General features: G+C 67.7%; 16 protein-coding genes. 3 read left to right on the plus strand and 13 right to left on the minus strand.

The window, feature by feature from the left end:
• Positions 1–693 precede the first annotated feature (693 nt).
• Positions 694–1083: a hypothetical protein gene (locus GLP40_RS31115; protein WP_154791581.1), complete on the plus strand. Its 390-nt coding sequence runs from the start codon at positions 694–696 to the stop codon at positions 1081–1083.
• Positions 1084–1102: 19 nt separating this feature from the next.
• On the opposite strand, the gene GLP40_RS31120 is transcribed toward GLP40_RS31115, so the two are convergent.
• The 6 genes from GLP40_RS31120 to GLP40_RS31145 form a co-directional block, all read right to left on the minus strand.
• A complete protein-coding gene (locus GLP40_RS31120; protein WP_154791582.1) occupies positions 1103–1717 on the minus strand; it encodes a cutinase family protein in 615 nt (204 codons plus the stop codon).
• 280 nt (positions 1718–1997) lie between these two features.
• Positions 1998–2861 (minus strand): universal stress protein, encoded by an 864-nt coding sequence (locus GLP40_RS34950; protein ID WP_154791583.1) that lies wholly within the window; start codon positions 2859–2861, stop codon positions 1998–2000.
• 199 nt (positions 2862–3060) lie between these two features.
• Positions 3061–3753, minus strand: a complete 693-nt coding sequence (gene pnuC, locus GLP40_RS31130; protein WP_328290862.1) for a nicotinamide riboside transporter PnuC — start codon at positions 3751–3753, stop codon at positions 3061–3063.
• Between the two features lie 296 nt (positions 3754–4049).
• Positions 4050–5204 carry a DUF6670 family protein gene (locus GLP40_RS31135; protein ID WP_154791584.1) on the minus strand — a complete coding sequence of 385 codons (1155 nt, stop codon included), beginning with the start codon at positions 5202–5204 and terminating at the stop codon, positions 4050–4052.
• A 32-nt stretch (positions 5205–5236) separates the two neighbouring features.
• Entirely contained in the window at positions 5237–5827 is a 591-nt protein-coding gene (locus tag GLP40_RS31140; protein WP_154791585.1) for a TetR/AcrR family transcriptional regulator, read from the minus strand.
• Positions 5824–7203, minus strand: a complete 1380-nt coding sequence (locus GLP40_RS31145; protein WP_154791586.1) for an NADH:flavin oxidoreductase/NADH oxidase family protein — start codon at positions 7201–7203, stop codon at positions 5824–5826. Before GLP40_RS31145 ends, GLP40_RS31140 begins: the two co-directional genes overlap by 4 nt.
• Positions 7204–7254: 51 nt before the next feature.
• Between GLP40_RS31145 and GLP40_RS31150 the strand changes: the two genes are divergently transcribed.
• The gene (locus GLP40_RS31150; RefSeq protein WP_154791623.1) at positions 7255–8139 is read left to right on the plus strand and encodes a class I SAM-dependent methyltransferase; all 885 of its coding nucleotides are present in this window, start codon (positions 7255–7257) and stop codon (positions 8137–8139) included.
• A gap of 550 nt (positions 8140–8689) precedes the next feature.
• Positions 8690–10225, plus strand: a complete 1536-nt coding sequence (locus GLP40_RS31155; protein ID WP_328290863.1) for an MFS transporter — start codon at positions 8690–8692, stop codon at positions 10223–10225.
• Positions 10226–10309: 84 nt separating this feature from the next.
• On the opposite strand, the gene GLP40_RS31160 is transcribed toward GLP40_RS31155, so the two are convergent.
• Genes GLP40_RS31160 through GLP40_RS31190 form a run of 7 tightly spaced genes read right to left on the minus strand, consistent with a single transcriptional unit; the run spans position 10310 to position 16344 of the window.
• Positions 10310–10909 (minus strand): TetR family transcriptional regulator, encoded by a 600-nt coding sequence (locus GLP40_RS31160; RefSeq protein WP_328290864.1) that lies wholly within the window; start codon positions 10907–10909, stop codon positions 10310–10312.
• 15 nt (positions 10910–10924) lie between these two features.
• Positions 10925–11926 carry an NADP-dependent oxidoreductase gene (locus GLP40_RS31165; protein WP_154791587.1) on the minus strand — a complete coding sequence of 334 codons (1002 nt, stop codon included), beginning with the start codon at positions 11924–11926 and terminating at the stop codon, positions 10925–10927.
• Positions 11926–12249 carry a putative quinol monooxygenase gene (locus tag GLP40_RS31170; protein WP_154791588.1) on the minus strand — a complete coding sequence of 108 codons (324 nt, stop codon included), beginning with the start codon at positions 12247–12249 and terminating at the stop codon, positions 11926–11928. Before GLP40_RS31170 ends, GLP40_RS31165 begins: the two co-directional genes overlap by 1 nt.
• Before the next feature lie 41 nt (positions 12250–12290).
• On the minus strand, positions 12291–13514 hold the full coding sequence (locus tag GLP40_RS31175; RefSeq protein ID WP_154791589.1) for an acyl-CoA dehydrogenase family protein: 1224 nt from the start codon (positions 13512–13514) through the stop codon (positions 12291–12293).
• A 56-nt stretch (positions 13515–13570) separates the two neighbouring features.
• Positions 13571–14689 carry an acyl-CoA dehydrogenase family protein gene (locus GLP40_RS31180; protein WP_154791590.1) on the minus strand — a complete coding sequence of 373 codons (1119 nt, stop codon included), beginning with the start codon at positions 14687–14689 and terminating at the stop codon, positions 13571–13573.
• The gene (locus tag GLP40_RS31185; protein WP_154791591.1) at positions 14686–15873 is read right to left on the minus strand and encodes an acyl-CoA dehydrogenase family protein; all 1188 of its coding nucleotides are present in this window, start codon (positions 15871–15873) and stop codon (positions 14686–14688) included. The genes GLP40_RS31180 and GLP40_RS31185 overlap by 4 nt, the downstream gene beginning before the upstream one ends.
• Positions 15874–15891: 18 nt before the next feature.
• Positions 15892–16344: a MaoC family dehydratase gene (locus GLP40_RS31190; protein WP_154791592.1), complete on the minus strand. Its 453-nt coding sequence runs from the start codon at positions 16342–16344 to the stop codon at positions 15892–15894.
• Positions 16345–16371: the final 27 nt, after the last annotated feature.

The following is a 16371-nucleotide window of genomic DNA, read 5'->3' on the forward strand; positions in this document are numbered from 1 at the left end:
CCCCACCCGGTGGGAGCCTGGCTCGCCGCCCTGCCCCACCGGTAATCCATGCCCACGCTCGAATCCCGCGTCCGGACCTGACCGTCCGACGCGGCACCTCCGCCAATTCCCCATGGGTTCGGTGATGGAGGGGGCGAGGATGGCATCCCGGCGGCGACCCTCTCCACGGGACGCGTGAGTTCGCGGGGCGGGGGGTGCCCTCGACGAGAAAGCCCGCCGCACCGGATTTCACTGCGGCGCGGACCTATTCGCCGCAAGCAGCAGGACGACGACGGCTGCTGAGCGGGGAGGTGCGGACGCCGTGGGTGACTCGAAGGCCGACGACCGGGAGCATGCTGATATCGGGGACCACCACGTCGGGGTGAGGGTTACCCTCGCGGGCCTTACTCTCGGCGGCCGGCGTTTCGCTAGCGAAAACAAATCTGCTGAATTGTCGCCGAATCCGAAGGCCCACACGGGGTCAGCGACGCCCGTGATGGCGTTAGCCCCCTCGACAGGACTCTTGCCTTTGCGCCGTATAGTGATATTTTTCTCCATGGTCGGATCCATCGGAAAACTCACTTCACGCATCAGGGAGATGTCGTGTCCAGGGCTGTGAAAGCTACCGCCGCATGGGTTTGCGGGGGAATTCTCGGGATTGTTGCCGGACTCTCCGGAGCGGGCGGCGCGTACGCCGACGAGACGGACGGGCCCGTGCAGATCGGCGACACCGTGTATTTCAGCCTGGGTGAATGGAACTGCTCGATCGGCACGGACGGCACGGTGGGATGCGATCTGACGGTTCCGGCGGCCACCATGAATGTACTCTACGCCGGGGTACAGGTGCCGGTGCCGAATGTGCCTGCCATTCTCATCGATTCGACCGTATTGCCGGCGCATCCGCAGTGGAACTCCAACGGCAGCCACACCTTGGCGGGCGGGAATCCTGGTCTGACGCCCATCGCGCAAGTGAGCGGGCACGATCCGCGGTTCTCGATAACCTATGCGGGCGCGACCTGTCAGATCACCTTCAACGGTACGGCCGTGTGCACGTCGATGGGGCACGGGTTCAGCCAAAGGGGACCAGTGCCTTTCGGCTACTGATCCCCTTCGAATCACTTGATTACCGGTACCAGACGCCGGAATCCCAATCGCCGTAGTCCCAGACATCGAAATCGTAACGACCGTGTGCACCCCCGAAGAGGTAACCCCACCAACCGGCCGAAGTGTCGCAGATCTGGTCATCGCTGTTACACACCGTCAGCACCGGGAAATCGCCGAACCAGTCGTCGACGCCGGCCAGCGGATAGCCGATGATCCCGCTGCCGGGAGTCGAGGACAATCCGCCCCAACCCGGGCCGGGGGCCCGCTTGGGATCCGACAGCAGAATGGCGTTGGCATTGTCGACATCCTGGTGTGCGGTGACCCAGGCGTGCACGATGCCGGCGCCCTCACTGTGCCCGATCAACCGAATGTGGTCGCCCGGACATTCATTGCGGTGCTGCCAGAACAGCCGATCGAGTTCGTTCAACCCCGACATCGGGTCGGCGGAGTTGTATCCGACGGGTTGATTGACATACGGGGCGAAGATGGACGAGGTGTTGTCGCCGAGTCCGCCGATGCCGATCGCCCAATCACCGGTGCAGTCATCGGCATTGGCCTTCGGAGCCGTCAGGTATGTCGTGGAAAAGAGGATGGCCAACAGTAATGCGGCGAAGAGCGCCGTTGCTCTACGCATGGTCGTAACTTTCTATATTTGTCTGATCTCCGGGTCCAGCCCGGCTTGCGCAGGATGTACCCAGGAATTGCTGGCGTTCTTGATTCCTGGCGAAACAGTTACAACCGCACCGTTTTTGTTGGCCGTATCGCGATGTCAGCGGGGTGCGTTCGTGCGGGCACGGACGCTTGCCCGGCATTGACGCGAGCAGTGCGCATCGCGGCCGTCGTCAAACCCGGTGCGCCGGTGTGAAACTCTTGTAATCGAGAGTGCGCTGCGGGAAATCGCCGGTGCCGGTGGCTCAGTTGCGGAGACGAACAAGGGCGATCGGGCACTCGCTGCCGTTCACAAGGGCATGTCCGGTCGAGCCGAGCGACATGCCGGGATAGCCACGGGTGCCGTGGCTTCCGATTACCAACAACTGCGCGCCGGACGCCGTATCCAGCAGAATGCGTGCGGGACGCCCTTCGGCGACAAGCGGTTTCACCTCGACACCGGGACAAGCCGCGGCATACCGGTCGAGCATGGCGGTCAGCAGGCGGACCGCGTCGTCGTGGCTGTGGGTGTCGCTGGCGCCGGACAGCTCCCAGGCCTGGACCGCGATCAGGGGCACACCGCGGCGGGAGGCCTCGTCGAGAGCGATCTCGAGCGCGCGGACGCTGTGTGTCGACCCGTCCACGCCGACCACCACGGGCCGGTCCGACAGCGCGGCCGTCTCGCCGGGAACGACCACCACCGGTCCATGGGCGTGTCGCGCCACACCGGTGCTCACCGACCCGAGCAGGCTGCGGTGGTAGGCGCTCATGCCGCGCACGCCGACGACCACGAAGTAGGCGGTCTCCGCGAGGTCCGACAGCACGGTGACGGCCGGGGCGTCGACCAGGAAGGTGCGGATATCGGGAATCTGCCGGTCCGCCACTGCCTTCCGGGCAGCCTGCGCGGCGCTGTCCAGCGCGGCCTGGGCGGTATCGCGCAGTCGATCGTGCAGCAGGCGGACGGGGCTCTCGTCCAGCGGGGCGTCGACCACCGCCGGCACCGCGAACACCAGATGCAGGGGCGCCCCGCGCAGCGCCGCGTCCACGGCGGCCCAGCGCACCGCGTGCAGGGCGGACTCGGAGGCATCGACACCCACGACTATCGGCCGGTCGAGACTGTTGGCAAACACCTCGTTCGGCCTCCTTCCCCGTGGAAGAACCCTCCGCGGGCGATCCTACAAGCCGACCGGCCGGTCTCCGGGTTGACTCGCCGTCGGCAGTCCGACGACGAACCCTGCCGAGTGGCGATCAACAGGTGCTCGCCGGGCCGGGGAGCACCTCGCTCGTCTGGACAGTGCTGGCGCTCAGCAGGATTGGACAGCGGCACTCTCACCGCGCATCAGCACGGGTTTCCGGCCCAGACCGCGCGGGCTGCCCGCCGCCGGTCGGTTCGGTGATCGGAAGTGGGACAGGAAGGGCTCGGCGCGAACGGTATTCGCGACGCCAGCGCAGGAAGCCGAGGACGACCAGGAGGAAGAACAGACCGTAGACCGCGCCCGAGGCGTACAGGCCGGACTTCACCGCGAGCGGGACCCCGACGAGATCGACGAGCATCCAGATGATCCAGAAGTCGGTCAGGGCCCGGCTCTGGGCGAAGGTCGCGATGGCGCTGCCGACGAAGACGTAGGCATTGGCCCACGGGGACCAGGCGATGTGCAGCCAGCCGAGGTGGGCGAACGCCTCGGCAACCGCGATCGTGCCGACCACCAGCAGCATCAGCAGGGTCAGGCGTTCGCGGCGAGTGGCCGGGCGGACCATCAGGTCCCGATGGTCGGAAGTGCCGCGCCGCCACGCCATCCACCCGTAGCCCGCGAGCACGATGAACAACAGTTGCTTGAGCGCATTGCCGGGCACGTGGGCGTGCACCGAGGCCGCCATCAGCAGGACCGCACCGACCAGCTGGACGGGCCAGGTCCACATGGTCTTGCGCATGGCCAGCCAGACCACCGCGAGAGAGAGCACATTGCCGAGGGCGTCGGTCCAGAGGATGTGTTCACCGAACAGGTTGAATCCGGCGTCCACCGGGCCTCCTCCGCTGCCTTCCGAGCACGGCCGCTGGACGAGTGTCCGGGTCGTGCGTCCTGTGGTTGTGCCGAACCACCGTGCCACGACCCGATATTCCCGATCGCGCGCGGGTCCCGATTTTCCACTCCTCCGGAGTGTCGACCTCGACGCCCGCACTGGGATCGGCGTTTCGCCTCGGCTCGGTGACCTTCGACCAGGCGGACGCGGTCACCATCAGCCTGAGCGCCTGACGGGCGGTATGTCCCTCCTGCCTCGTGCGCAATTTCGGTGCTTCACATGTCGGTGTAGCACGACTAGTTGAAGCCGGGACTATTGGGTTTTGGTGAGGGCGTGGCGATTTGGGCTGTAGGGGATTTTGGTCGGGTCGGGTTGGGTGCGGTCGGGCGAGTGCGGACGTATTCGATGTAGCCGGTGCCGGTGATCGGTTTTCCGTCGTGGTGGCCGTTGTAGGAGTAGCCGCCGATCCAGCCCTGACCGATCCCGAAGACGGGGTCGGTGTCGTAGCGTGCGTTGATCTCGGTGGTGACGGCGCCGTCGTCGTTGTGGATGCGCCAGCGGAATTCGGCGGGAAGCAGCATCTCGGCGCCGTTGGGCGCGATGTGGGGTTGGTCCTGGTAGCGCAGCACCTCGAACACGACACTGTCGTCGACGTGTCGGCGCGATCGGCCGTCGGTTTGTTTGATCCACGCGCCTGTCAGGACGGGTTGCTGGAAGGCCTCGGCGCTGGCGAGCATCAGCAGGGTGTCCGGGGCCAGCTTGATGACCTGGTAGGTGAAGAAGTTCCACGGCAGCTTAAGCGGTTGCGGCACGGCCGTGTCGCGGATCGCGGTGAGTGAAAGGGCACGTGCGTGTTCGAGCGAGAGGATCCCGCTGATCTGCTGAGTCCGGCCTTTCCAGGTCAGTGTGCCTTGGTAGGTAGCTGGGTAGCCGAGGTGCTGGTAGATGGGACTGCGTGCGAACCAGGTGACCTGGCCGGTGCAGTGGGCGGTGATGTCGAGGCGGAGCTCGGGCTGCTCGACGACGATCTCGTAGTCGGGGAAGGCGCCGGTGAGGGTGAGGTTCTCGCCGATCTGGATGTGGGAGCCGTCTTGTTCGAAGCGGCAGTCGCGTCGAGTGGAGTAGCGGCGGAACCAGGAAGCACCCGGCGCGGCGGTGCCGACCGCGAGTGTGGCTGTCGTGCGGGGGGTGTCGGCCACCATGTCGTCGAGGTCGAAGACCTCCACACCTGCCGTTCCGATCAGTGCCAGACACGTGAGGTGGCGGTGTGGTGCGGGCAGGTCGGGGATGACCACGTTGTAGTGGGAGAAGGTGAATCGCTTTCCCCGGGTATGCGGGCGCAGCAGCGGTCCGCGCGGCAGCGGGGCGTCCTCGGGGGCGTAGGCGTGGAAGAAGCGCCCGAGTAGTCGGGCGAGATGAGCGTTGCGGCGTTCGGCGAGCGATCGGGACATGCTGGTGTCTTTCTCGGTGGGCTCGGCGGTGACTACACCGCGAGCAGGTGGTCGAAGACGGTGTCGAAGAAGTCGTGGAGCGGGTCGGCGTTGTGGGCGGCGCGGGCACGGGTGAGGCTGCCTTCCCACGCGCTGAGCACCAGCCCTGCCAGGCGGTCGGCCGGCACGGCCGCGGAGACCTCCCCGGCCGCCTGTGCCGCAGTGATGACGTCGGTGAGCTGGAACTTCCAGCCCTCGAAGAGGTCGGCCAAGAGCTGGCGGGGCCGGTCCAGTTCGTCGGCTATCTCGTTGGAGAAGTTGCCCATCAAGCACCCGCGCCGGTAGTCCGACTCGGTGAACCGGCGCGCGAGTTCCTCGAAATGCGCTCGCAGCGCGGCGACGGCTCCCGCACTGCGGTCGGTCAGCAGATCGAGCGGGCTTTGCGCGGCGTACTGCTCGAGAGCCGCCAGCGCGAGGTCTTCCTTGCTGGCGAAGTGGTTGTAGAACGAGCCCTTGGGCATTCCGGCGGCGTTCGTGATCTCTTGCACGCCGACGGCGTGGTAGCCGCGTGAATGGAACAGATCCAGCCCGGCTTGTAGCAGCCGCTCTCGGACTTCGGCGGTTGCGGCCCGTTGGCGGGTCATCGCAGTCCTCCGGTGATCCGATGCGCGAGGTAGGGGGCGTAATGCCAGGAGTATTCCGCCAACGTCAGCAGCGGGTGCCGCCCCGGCTTCGGGTCCCGTCGTCGGCCCATGCGTTGCAACTGCGTGGTGTGCCAGATGAGGTCGGTCATACCGTCGAAGCGGCGCCACCCGAGCTGACGCGGGCGCACGGTGCTGGCGGCCGCGGTCCCGTCGAGGAACCTGCGCGCGAGATCGGGTTCCAGGGCCAGTGGGCGCCCGAGGCCGATGACGTCAACGGCACCGGAGTCGAGTGCCGCGGCCATCCCGGCCACGGTGCGGAAGCCACCGGAAACCATCAACGGAACCCGCAGGCCGTCGCGGACCTCCTCGGCGAAATCGACGAAGTAGGCCTCCCGCGCCCGCGTGCTCGCCTTGACCGGTTGTGCCGGCACACCCATGAACGCGGTCGACTCGTAGGTGCCACCGGAGATCTCGACCAGATCCACCGGCTCGTTGTTGAGCATGCCGACCACCTCCACCGCGTCGTGGCGGTCGAACCCTCCACGCTGGAAGTCGGCCGAGTTGAGTTTCACCGCCACGACCGCATCGGAGCCGACCGCGAACCGAACCGCTCGCACGACTTCGAGGAGCAAACGGCTCCGCCCGGCCAGGTCACCACCCCACGCATCGGTGCGCAGATTGGTCAGCGGGGACAGGAACTGGCTGATCAGATAGCCGTGGGCGGCGTGGATCTCCACACCGTCGAACCCCGCCCCGACCATGACCGCCGCAGCAGCGGCGAATCGTGCGATCAGTGCCTCGATCTCGGCGCCGGTCAACTCCCGCGGCGTCCGGAAGATCCCGGCGGCGCCCCGCACACCCACGGCGGACGGGGCGACCGGGCGGGCGCTCACGCCGGCAAGCACTTGACGTCCCGGGTGATTGAGTTGCGCAAGCGTCACCGCCCCACCGGCCTTCGCCGCCGCGGCCCAACGAGACAGCATCGGCAGGTCGCGATCGTCCTCGACAGCGACGTTGCCGGCCTCTCCGAGCGCGCGACGGTCGACCATCACGTTGCCCGTGATGAGAAGCCCGGCCCCGCCGCTGGCCCACCGTTCATACAGCGCGACGTGCCGCTCGGTAGGCGCACTGCGGGCATCGCCCAGGCACTCCGACATCGCGGCCTTGGCCAGACGATTCGACAGAACCGTCCCGTTCGGCAGTACCAGAGACTCGGCCAGAGGTGTCGTCACACCTCCGAGCGCTGATCCTTCCATGAACATCCTCCTAAGATGACCAGTCGTCTTAACTAGTGAAGCGCTTCCCGGGCCCAAGGTCAATGCGAACTGCGTTGTCTTCTTCGCTGCATTGGTGAATACACGGCGGATTCCCGCCATCCTCGGCTCGGCAAAATGACCTTGTCCGCCGGCGTGGGTACGTTGGCGGATATGCGCACCGAAGGTGACTCCTGGGATATCCAGACCAGCGTTGGATCTACGGCATTGTTCGTGGCGGCGGCCCGGATGCTGGGCGGCCGAGCGGACGATGCGCCCGCGCACGACGAATTCGCCCAGCTGTTCATGCGGGCGGCGGGCGGAGAATGGGTCGAGCTGCTCGAAGGGCGGCTGGCCGAGCATCCGCTGCTGACCCCCGATTTCGGGGTGCCCTTCCAGCAGCATCAGATCGCTCGCACCCGATACTTCGACGACTACGTGTCGGCCGCCACGGAGTCGGGCGTCCGTCAGGTGGTCATCCTGGCCGCGGGCCTGGACTCCCGCGCGTACCGGCTGGCATGGCCGGACGGAACCGTGATCTACGAACTCGACCGGCCGCAGGTGCTGGAGTTCAAACGGGACACGCTCGCCGAGGCCGGGCGCAAGCCGCGCGCCGAGCGCCACGAGGTGGCGGTGGATCTGCGCGAGGACTGGCCGAAGACTTTACGCGACAGCGGATTCGATGCCACCGCGCCAACCGCGTGGCTGGTGGAGGGACTGCTCATCTACCTGACCCCCGACGCCCAGGACAGACTGTTCGAGGCGATCGCGTCGCTCAGCGCACCCGGCAGCCGGGTCGCCATCGAGCAGATGGATCCGCTGCCCGAGGAATCCGTCACCGCCATGACCGAGGACCGCGACGCGACCGACGCCGCGGAGTGGGTGGGAATGATCTACAACGAGCCTCGCACCGACTCCGTCGACTGGTTCACCGCCCGCGGCTGGACCGGCGACCGTATCAACCTCACCGATTACATCAGCCGGCTCGGCGGCACCCCGGTCGTCGATGGTCCCCATCAGCAGTCACTGATCAACCTGGTCACCGCCTGCCGACCCTGACACTCGGCCGCGCGACCCGGGGTTCACAGTGGCACGGGATCCAGGGCCGCGCGCATCCCTGCAACCGCGAGTGGAAGTTCTTGCGGGGCAGTCGATCCCAGGGCTATGGGCGGGATGTGGCGCACGGTCGGCGGTATGGACGCGGATGCCGCGACGGGACAGTTCAGCGGCGGTGTGGTCCATGCTCTGATCGAGGTCCATGGGCAGCCAGGCGAAGAACGAACGAACCTGGGACGACATCGTCCCTACATCTTCTACTGAGCCGATCCGGCGAAAACCGAAAGTGGCGGCGCCGCAAGATAATCGAAACAAAAGCGGGAAGCCCGACACACCGGACTTCCCGCTTTCTTGCGCTCGCCGGGGTGTGCACCGGCGGGTAAGGGCGGCCAGTCGGAAATCTGAGCCTGCGGCGGCGCCGGTTTCGTCGGCGATTGCGTCGGTGGGCACTGGTACCCGTACCGATCCCAGCGCCGTTGGACCGGGTTGCCGACCGTGGGCGGGTCCCTCCGGGGACCATGGGTAACGACGCGCAGAACGCAGGAGGTGTGTGGTGGCTGCAGTTCGGTCTCGCGGCGATGCGAAGACGACGCCGATCATCGTCGCACTTGCCATCGCGTTCACCGTCACCGTCGTCGACCCATTGGTGTTCAGCCTGAACCTGCCCGAGGTGAGCCGAGCCTTGCACGTCCCGGCGCAGCTCGTCGGGTTGCTGGGCGGCGCGGCGACACTGGTGATGGCCGCCGCCGTCCTCGCGGCGGGCAATCTCGCAGACGCCTTCGGGCTCAAACGGCTGATGATGTCGGGATTGGTCCTCGTCACGGTTGTCAACCTGGCCTCGACGCTCTCGTCCGGCTACGGCTTCCTGCTCGGGATGCGCCTGGTCAGCGGCCTGGGGATGACGGCGCTGCTGGGTGTGCCGCTGGCTCTGCTGAAGACGTCGGTGCCGGAGAACAAGCGGGCGGCGGCGATCGGTGCGTTCATGGCCGTCGAGATGGTGCTGTGCGGGGTGAGTCCCGCGTTGACCGGCTGGGCGGTGGCGGCAGTCAGTTGGCGGGCGCTGTTCCTGCTCGGGCCGCTGCTGGCCCTGGCCTCGTTGTGGCTGACCAACAGGTACGTCCCGGAGTCCCCGGTTCAACAGCGCGGCCGGCTCGACGTGATCGGCATCGTCCTGGTCGGAACGGCTCTACTCGCCCTCGTCATCGGCCTCGCGGCGGCACCGAACGGCATCTCCCGCCCCCAGACCGTGTTGCCGCTCGTGCTCAGCGCACTGGCCGCCGCGCTTTTCGTGCGTCACGAACGCCGCACCCCCGAGCCCGCCTTCGACCTGGCGTTGTTCGGCAGCCGTGCGTTCAGCGTGGCTCTTGCGGCGAACCTCACGCTGAACTTGCTGGCCGCGGGGCTGGGTATCGCCCTCGGCCAGTTCGGCAGCTTGGTGCTCTCGCTCTCGCCCGAGTCCCTCGGTCTGCTGTATCTGCCCGGAACTCTGCTGATCGCCTGCGCGCTGATCCTGGCCGGGCGACTGATCGGCAAGTACGGCCCGAAACCGGTGCTGGTCGCCGGTCTGTCGGTGCTCGGGGTGAGCGGGCTGCTGATGGCGGCAACGGTCAGCCCCACCATGGCGTTCTGGTTGCTGGTGCTGGCGGTATGGGTGTGCAACCTGGGTTCGCTGGTCACCTCCACATCGGTCTCCGAGACGGTCCTATCCGAGGCGCCGCCCGGGCATTCCGGAGCGGTGGCTTCCGCGCAACTGGCCGCCGGAATGACCGGTTACGCGTTCGGCCCCACGATCTATCTGCTACTACTGCGGATCTACTTCAAAAGGGAGTGGCTGGCGGACGCCAAGTCGCGCGGACTGTCCGCGACCAATGCCGAGCGGACGGTAGACGCCGTGCGTAGCAGTCTGGCGCTCAGTCCGGGCAGCAACGGATTCGATCCGAACCTGATCCGGCACGCGTCCGGACTGCGCCTCGGGCAGGACTTCGCGGACGCACTACGGCTGACCATGCTGACCGTCAGCCTCCTGCCGTTCGTTCTGGCGGTGGTGGCCCTTGTGCTGATGCCCCGCCGCAGAAAGCCACAGCCGTAGCTGATACCCCGGACTGATCGGCGCGGTGAACACCTCGGCGAATACTTCGCCGAGACCAGGATTCCGCTTTCACTGTGGCTCAGGCTATTTGCGTGCGCCGACGATCCGCAGCGCCAGGTCCACGTAGTAGTCACCGATCTCCTCGGGCGACAGCGGCCCGCCCTCCCGGTACCAGCGGGCGAGGTCGATGCCCAGCGAGAGCAGCGCCACCGCCGCCATGTGCGGATTCGGGTTGTCGAACACGCCCGCGTCGACCCCGCGCTCGATCAGCTGCCGCATCTCGGCGTCGATGACACGGCGGATCTCTTTGATCTCGCGCTGATGCTCGGGGCTCAACGCGGCCAGTTCGTAGTTGATGACCCTGGCGACGGTATGCGCGCGAGCGTGATGCATGGCGAATTCCCGCATGACCGCGACCAACTGCTCGACCGGGTCGTCCGAGGCGGCCACGGACTCGCGCATGCGCTCGAGCGTGTTCAGGTGCCCGCCGCGCGAAACCTGGTAGAGCAGTTCTTCTTTGGAGCGGTGGTGCACGTAGATGGCCGCCGTACTCAGCCCCGCGATCGAGGTGATGTCGCGCGTGGTGGAGCCGTGGAAGCCGCGCTCGGCGAAAGCGACGACAGCGGCTTCCAACAGCCGGGCCCGCGTCTCGTCCGCGCGCGAGCGATCCTCTGATTCGGTCACCTGAACAGTCTTACATCACAGCGCGAGCACCAGTTTTCCGGTGTTGCCGCCGCTGAACAGCAGGTTGAGCGTCTCTCCGAAACGCGCCACCCCACCCTCGACGACGTGCTCCCGGCTCTTGATCTTGCCCTCGGACAGCCACTTCGCGATGTCCGCCACCGCCTCGCCGTACCGGTCGGCGTAGTCGAAGACCACGAAACCGGTCATGGACGCGCGATGCACCAGCAGCGACATGTACCGCGACGGCCCGGGCGGCAGCGTGTCGGCGTTGTAGGCCGAGATCGCCCCGCACAGCACGATGCGGGCCCCGCGGCGCAGATTGGCGAGCGCGGCGTCGAGGATCTCACCGCCGACATTGTCGAAGTAGATGTCGATGCCCTTCGGCGCGAGTTCCCGCAGCCGCCGCAGCACATCCTCGTCGCGGTAGTCGATGGCCGCGTCGAAGCCGAGCTCCTCGGTCAGCAGACGGCACTTCTGCGCCCCGCCCGCGATGCCGATGACGGTGGCGCCCTTGGCCTTCGCGATCTGGCCGACCACGCTGCCGACCGCGCCGGCCGCCGCCGAGACCACGACGGTTTCCCCGGCTTTCAGCTTCCCGACCTCGAGCAGCCCGAAATACGCTGTCATACCCGGCATTCCGAGCGCGCCCAGCCAGGTGGGCCCGGGTGCGACCGCGAGGTCGACCTGCTGCACGCCGCGGCCGTCGCTGATCGCGTATTCGGTCACGCCGAACAACCCGCTCACCGTGTCGCCGACCGCGAAATCAGGATGGTTGGTTTCGACGACGGTGGCGATATCCAGTGAGCGCATCACCTCGCCCAGCCCGACCGGCGGGACATAGGAGCGGACGTCGTTGAGCCAGCCGCGCATGGCCGGATCCAGCGAGATGAAGGCGACCTTCACCAGGATCTGGCCGTCGCCGAGTTCGGGCAGTTCCTCGGTGGTCACGTCCCAGGTGTCGGCGTCGGTCAGCCCGGTCGGGCGCTGTGCGAGCCGGACCTGCTGTGTCTTCGTCATCAGAGCGCACCCTGTTCCGCATCACCGGCGGGCAGCGGCTCGAAGACCTGCACGTCCGGCGGCGCCGCGAGCGCCTCCGCCAGGGCCGCGCCGACCTCACGCAGCGCGGCGCCCTGGCCGTGCGCGCGCAGCGCTTCCCTGGACGCCCACTTCTCGATCATGACGAAGTGCCCGGGATTCTTGGCATGGCGGTGCAGCGCGTAGCGCACGCAGCCGGGTTCGGCGTGCACGGCGGGTGCCGCCGCGCGCAAGGTCTGTTCGACCAGGTCTTCCTGGCCGGGCTCGGCGATCATGGTCGCGACGACGACGCAGGGATCGGCCATGGGTTCCTCCTCGAGGAGTGATGGTGTGAAAATCGTTGCGGTTACCCGCGTTTGCCCCAATGGGGGTCGCGCCGGCGCAGCTCCCACTGCGCGATGGAGCGCTTGTGCACCTCGTCCGGCCCATCGGCCAGGCGCAGCGTACGCAGGTGGGCGTACATGAGCGCGAGCGGGAAGTCGTCGGAGACACCGCCGCCGCCGTGCACCTGGATGGCGCGGTCGACGACCTTCAGCGCGACATTCGGGGCCGCGACCTTGATCGCCGCGATCTCGGTGCGCGCGGCCTTGTTGCCGACGGTGTCCATCAGGTGCGCGGCCTTGAGCGTCAGCAGGCGGGCCATGTCGATCTCGATGCGCGACTCGGCGATCCAGTCCTGGATATTGGCCCGGTTCGCCACCGGCTCGCCGAAGGTGACGCGCGACTGCGCCCGATCGATCATCAGGTCGAGGGCCCGCTCGGCCATGCCGATGGCACGCATGCAGTGGTGGATCCGGCCGGGACCCAGGCGCGCCTGGCTGATCATGAACCCGTCGCCCTCACCGGCGAGCAGCGCCGTTTTGGGCACCCGCACATTCTCGAACAGCACTTCGGCGTGGCCCTCGCGGTCCTGGTAGCCGAAGACCGGCAGGCCACGCTGCACGGTCACACCCGGCGCATCGATCGGGACGACCATCATCGACTGCTGCCGGTGCACGGGCGCGCCGGTATCGGTCTTGCCCATGACGATGAGCACCTTGCAGTTCTTGTGCAGGGCGTTGGAGGTCCACCACTTCTGGCCGTTGAGCACGTAGTCGTCGCCGTCACGGTCCATGCGCAGCTGGATATTGGTGGCGTCGGAGCTGGCGACCGCGGGCTCGGTCATGGCGAACGCCGAGCGGATCTCACCGTCCAGCAGCGGGCGCAGCCACTGCTCCTTGTGCTCGGGCGTGCCGAAGAGGGTGAGCACCTCCATGTTCCCGGTGTCGGGGGCTGCGCAGTTGGTGGCCTCCGGCGCGAGATGCGCACTGCGGCCCATGATTTCGGCCAGCGGGGCGTATTCCAGGTTGGTCAGGCCCGGACCCCATTCCGGGTGCGGATGGAAGAGGTTCCACAGGCCCCGCTTCTTGGCCTCGTTCTTGAGCTCCTCGACGATCGGCGGCTGGAAATGCGGATCCCCGGATTCCGCCATCTGCGCCTCGTACACCGCCTCGGCCGGGTAGACGTGCTCATCCATGAAGGCGAGCAGATCATCCCGGTAGCGCTGGGCGCGATCGGTCATGTCGAACATGGTCACTCCTCGAAATAGTCTGTGCCGCGCAGGCGAAACTATACTTGAATCCGGATTCAACTTCGAGTTTCGGCGGGCGAGCCGAGAGCGACCAGTTCGGCCAGCACCGCGCGGTGACGGCCGGGACTGCCGAGCCCGAGCTGATCGGCCTTGGCGCGCTTGAGATACAGATGCACCGGATACTCCCACGTCATGCCGAGGCCGCCGTGCAATTGCAGCGCTTCTTCGGCGGATTTCACCGCGACGTCCGCACAGTAGGCCGCGGCGACCGCGGTGCCCACGGCGGCATCGGGATCGCCTGCCGCGATGGCACCCGCCGCGTAGCGGGCACTGGCCGCCGCCGCCTCGACCTCCACGAACAGGTCGGCGAGACGGTGTTTCAGTGCCTGGAATCCGCCCACCACACGGCCGAATTGGCGGCGCATCCTCAGGTAGCCGACGGTGGTCTCGAGGCACCACGCCGCGATACCCGCCTGCTCCGAGGCCAACAGCGCCGCCCCGGTCCGCAGAGCAGCCTGCACAGCGGCTGCTCCCGCATCGGCCGGGACCACGAGTTGCCCGGGCACGGAGTCCACCACGACATCGGCCAGCGGGCGGGTCATATCGAGCGACACCACGGGTGTGACCGTGGCCGAAGCCGCTGGAACAGCGTGAATCTCGGTGCCGGAAGCGGTTTCGACCGCGACCAGCAGGACATCGGCGTCCAGGACGCCCGCGACGCTGGTCGCGCTGCCGGACAGACGGCCGTCGGCGTGCTTCCGGAAGGAAGGGACCGTGTCCGGCGAGGCGGCGGTGAAAGGCGCGACCAGCGCGACCGTCACCTCGCCGCCGGCGAGCTTCCCGACCAGGTCGGAATCACCGGCGAGCAGCACGGTGGCGGCGATGACACTGCTGGTGAGGAACGGTACGGGAGCGACGGACCGCCCCAGCTCCTCCAGCACCACCGCCGCATCGCGAGCGGAGCCGCCCGCGCCGCCACGCTCCTCGGGGATGAGCAGTCCGGCCAGCCCCAGATCCCCCGCCAGCGCCTTCCACAGTCCCGGCGTCAGCGCCCGATCGCCCTCGTAGGCGCGCGCGACCGCCGCCGGATCGCACTGGGCCGCAAGCAGATCGCGCACCGCGTGCCGCAGCGCCGCCTCGGTGTCGATATCGAGCAGCAGGATGTCGTCGCTCATCGGGCCAGATCCTTCCAGGCGGTGTCCTTGTCCCCGCGCGCCTCGGTGGGCAGGCCGAGGACCCGTTCGGCGACGATATTGCGCAGGATTTCCGAGGTGCCGCCCTCGATCGAATTGCCCTTGGCGCGCAGGTAGCGGTAGCCGGGCCCGCGGCCGGCGAAGTCGACGCGGTCGGGCCGCACCATGGTCCAGTCGTCGTAGCGCAGGCCGTCCTCGCCCAGGATTTCGAGTTCGAGACCGGTCAGCTGTTGGTTGGACCGCGCGAAAGCCAGTTTGAGCGCGGAGCTTTCGGGCCCCGGCTGACCGGCCGAGGTCCGCTGCCGCATGCGCGTGGCGGCCAGCCGCCCGGCTTCGGCCTCGACCCACAGCCGCAGCAGCCGATCGTGCAGTTCCGGCGTGTGCTTGTCCGGATTGTCGCGCCAGGTGCGGGCCACCGCCGCGAGCACACCGCTCTCGCGCGGCGCCGCGCGGCCGCCGATCGCCGCCCGCTCGTTGTTGAGGGTGGTGGTGGCGACGCGCCAGCCTTCTCCCACCGCGCCCAGCCGCTGGGTATCGGGGATCCGGACGTCGGTGAGGAAGACTTCGTTGAACTCGGCCTCGCCGGTGATCTGGCGCAGCGGTCGCACCTCGACGCCGCGATCGCGCATATCGCAGATGAAGAAGGACAGGCCGGCGTGCTTCGGACGGTCCGGATCGGTGCGCGCGAGCAGGATCGCCAGATCGGCCTTGTGGGCCACCGACGTCCACACCTTCTGCCCGTTGACGATCCAGTCCTCGCCGTCGCGGACGGCCCGGGTGCCGACCGCCGCCAGATCCGATCCGGCGCCCGGCTCGCTGAACAGCTGGCACCAGATCTCCTCGCCGGTCCACAGCGGACGCAGGTAGCGCTGCCGCTGCTCCGGGGTGCCGTGGGCGACGATGGTGGGCGCCACCATACCGAGACCGATGCCATTGAGTTCGGCCTGATGGCCGGGGGCGCCCGCCTGCTCGAACAGCTCGTCGACGAACAGCTGGAGGTCCCGGTCGGCCCCGCGGCCGCCCAGGCCGACCGGGAAGTGCACCCAGGCCAGTCCGGCATCGAAGCGGGCGCGGTGGAAGGTCACCGGGTCGGCGGTACTCGGATCATGCTCTGCCAGCAGGGATTCCACCCGCCGGCGCAGGTCGTCGCGAATCGAATCGCTCATCGGACCCTCTCCTTCGCCTCAGGGCACCAGCAGCGAGACGGATTCGGCGACGCAGGCCGGTTTGGCGACGCCGTCGATCTCCACGCTCACACGGCTGATCGCCTGATATCCCATGCTCGACGGCGCCAGCGACACCAGCTCCACCCCGGCGCGCAGCCGGGAGTTCACCGGGACCGGGGACGGGAAGCGAACCTTGTTGGTCCCGTAGTTGACTCCCATCGACAGCCCCTCGACCGTGTACACGCTCGCGGTGAGCATGGGCAGCAGCGACAGGGTGAGGAAGCCGTGCGCGATGGTCGTCCCGAACGGACCGGCCGCGGCCCGTTCCGGATCGATGTGGATCCATTGGTGATCACCGGTCGCGTCGGCGAATCGGTCGATCTGCTCCTGGGTCACGGTGTGCCAGTCGCCGTAGCCGAGATGGGCGCCGACTGCCTTCTCCAGTTCGGGCAGCCCCTGGAATACGCGCATTGCTCGTCCTTTCGTTCGATTCCGTTG

The sequence above is a fragment of the Nocardia aurantiaca genome, assembly GCF_009708175.1.
In the GTDB taxonomy this organism is placed as follows: domain Bacteria; phylum Actinomycetota; class Actinomycetes; order Mycobacteriales; family Mycobacteriaceae; genus Nocardia; species Nocardia aurantiaca.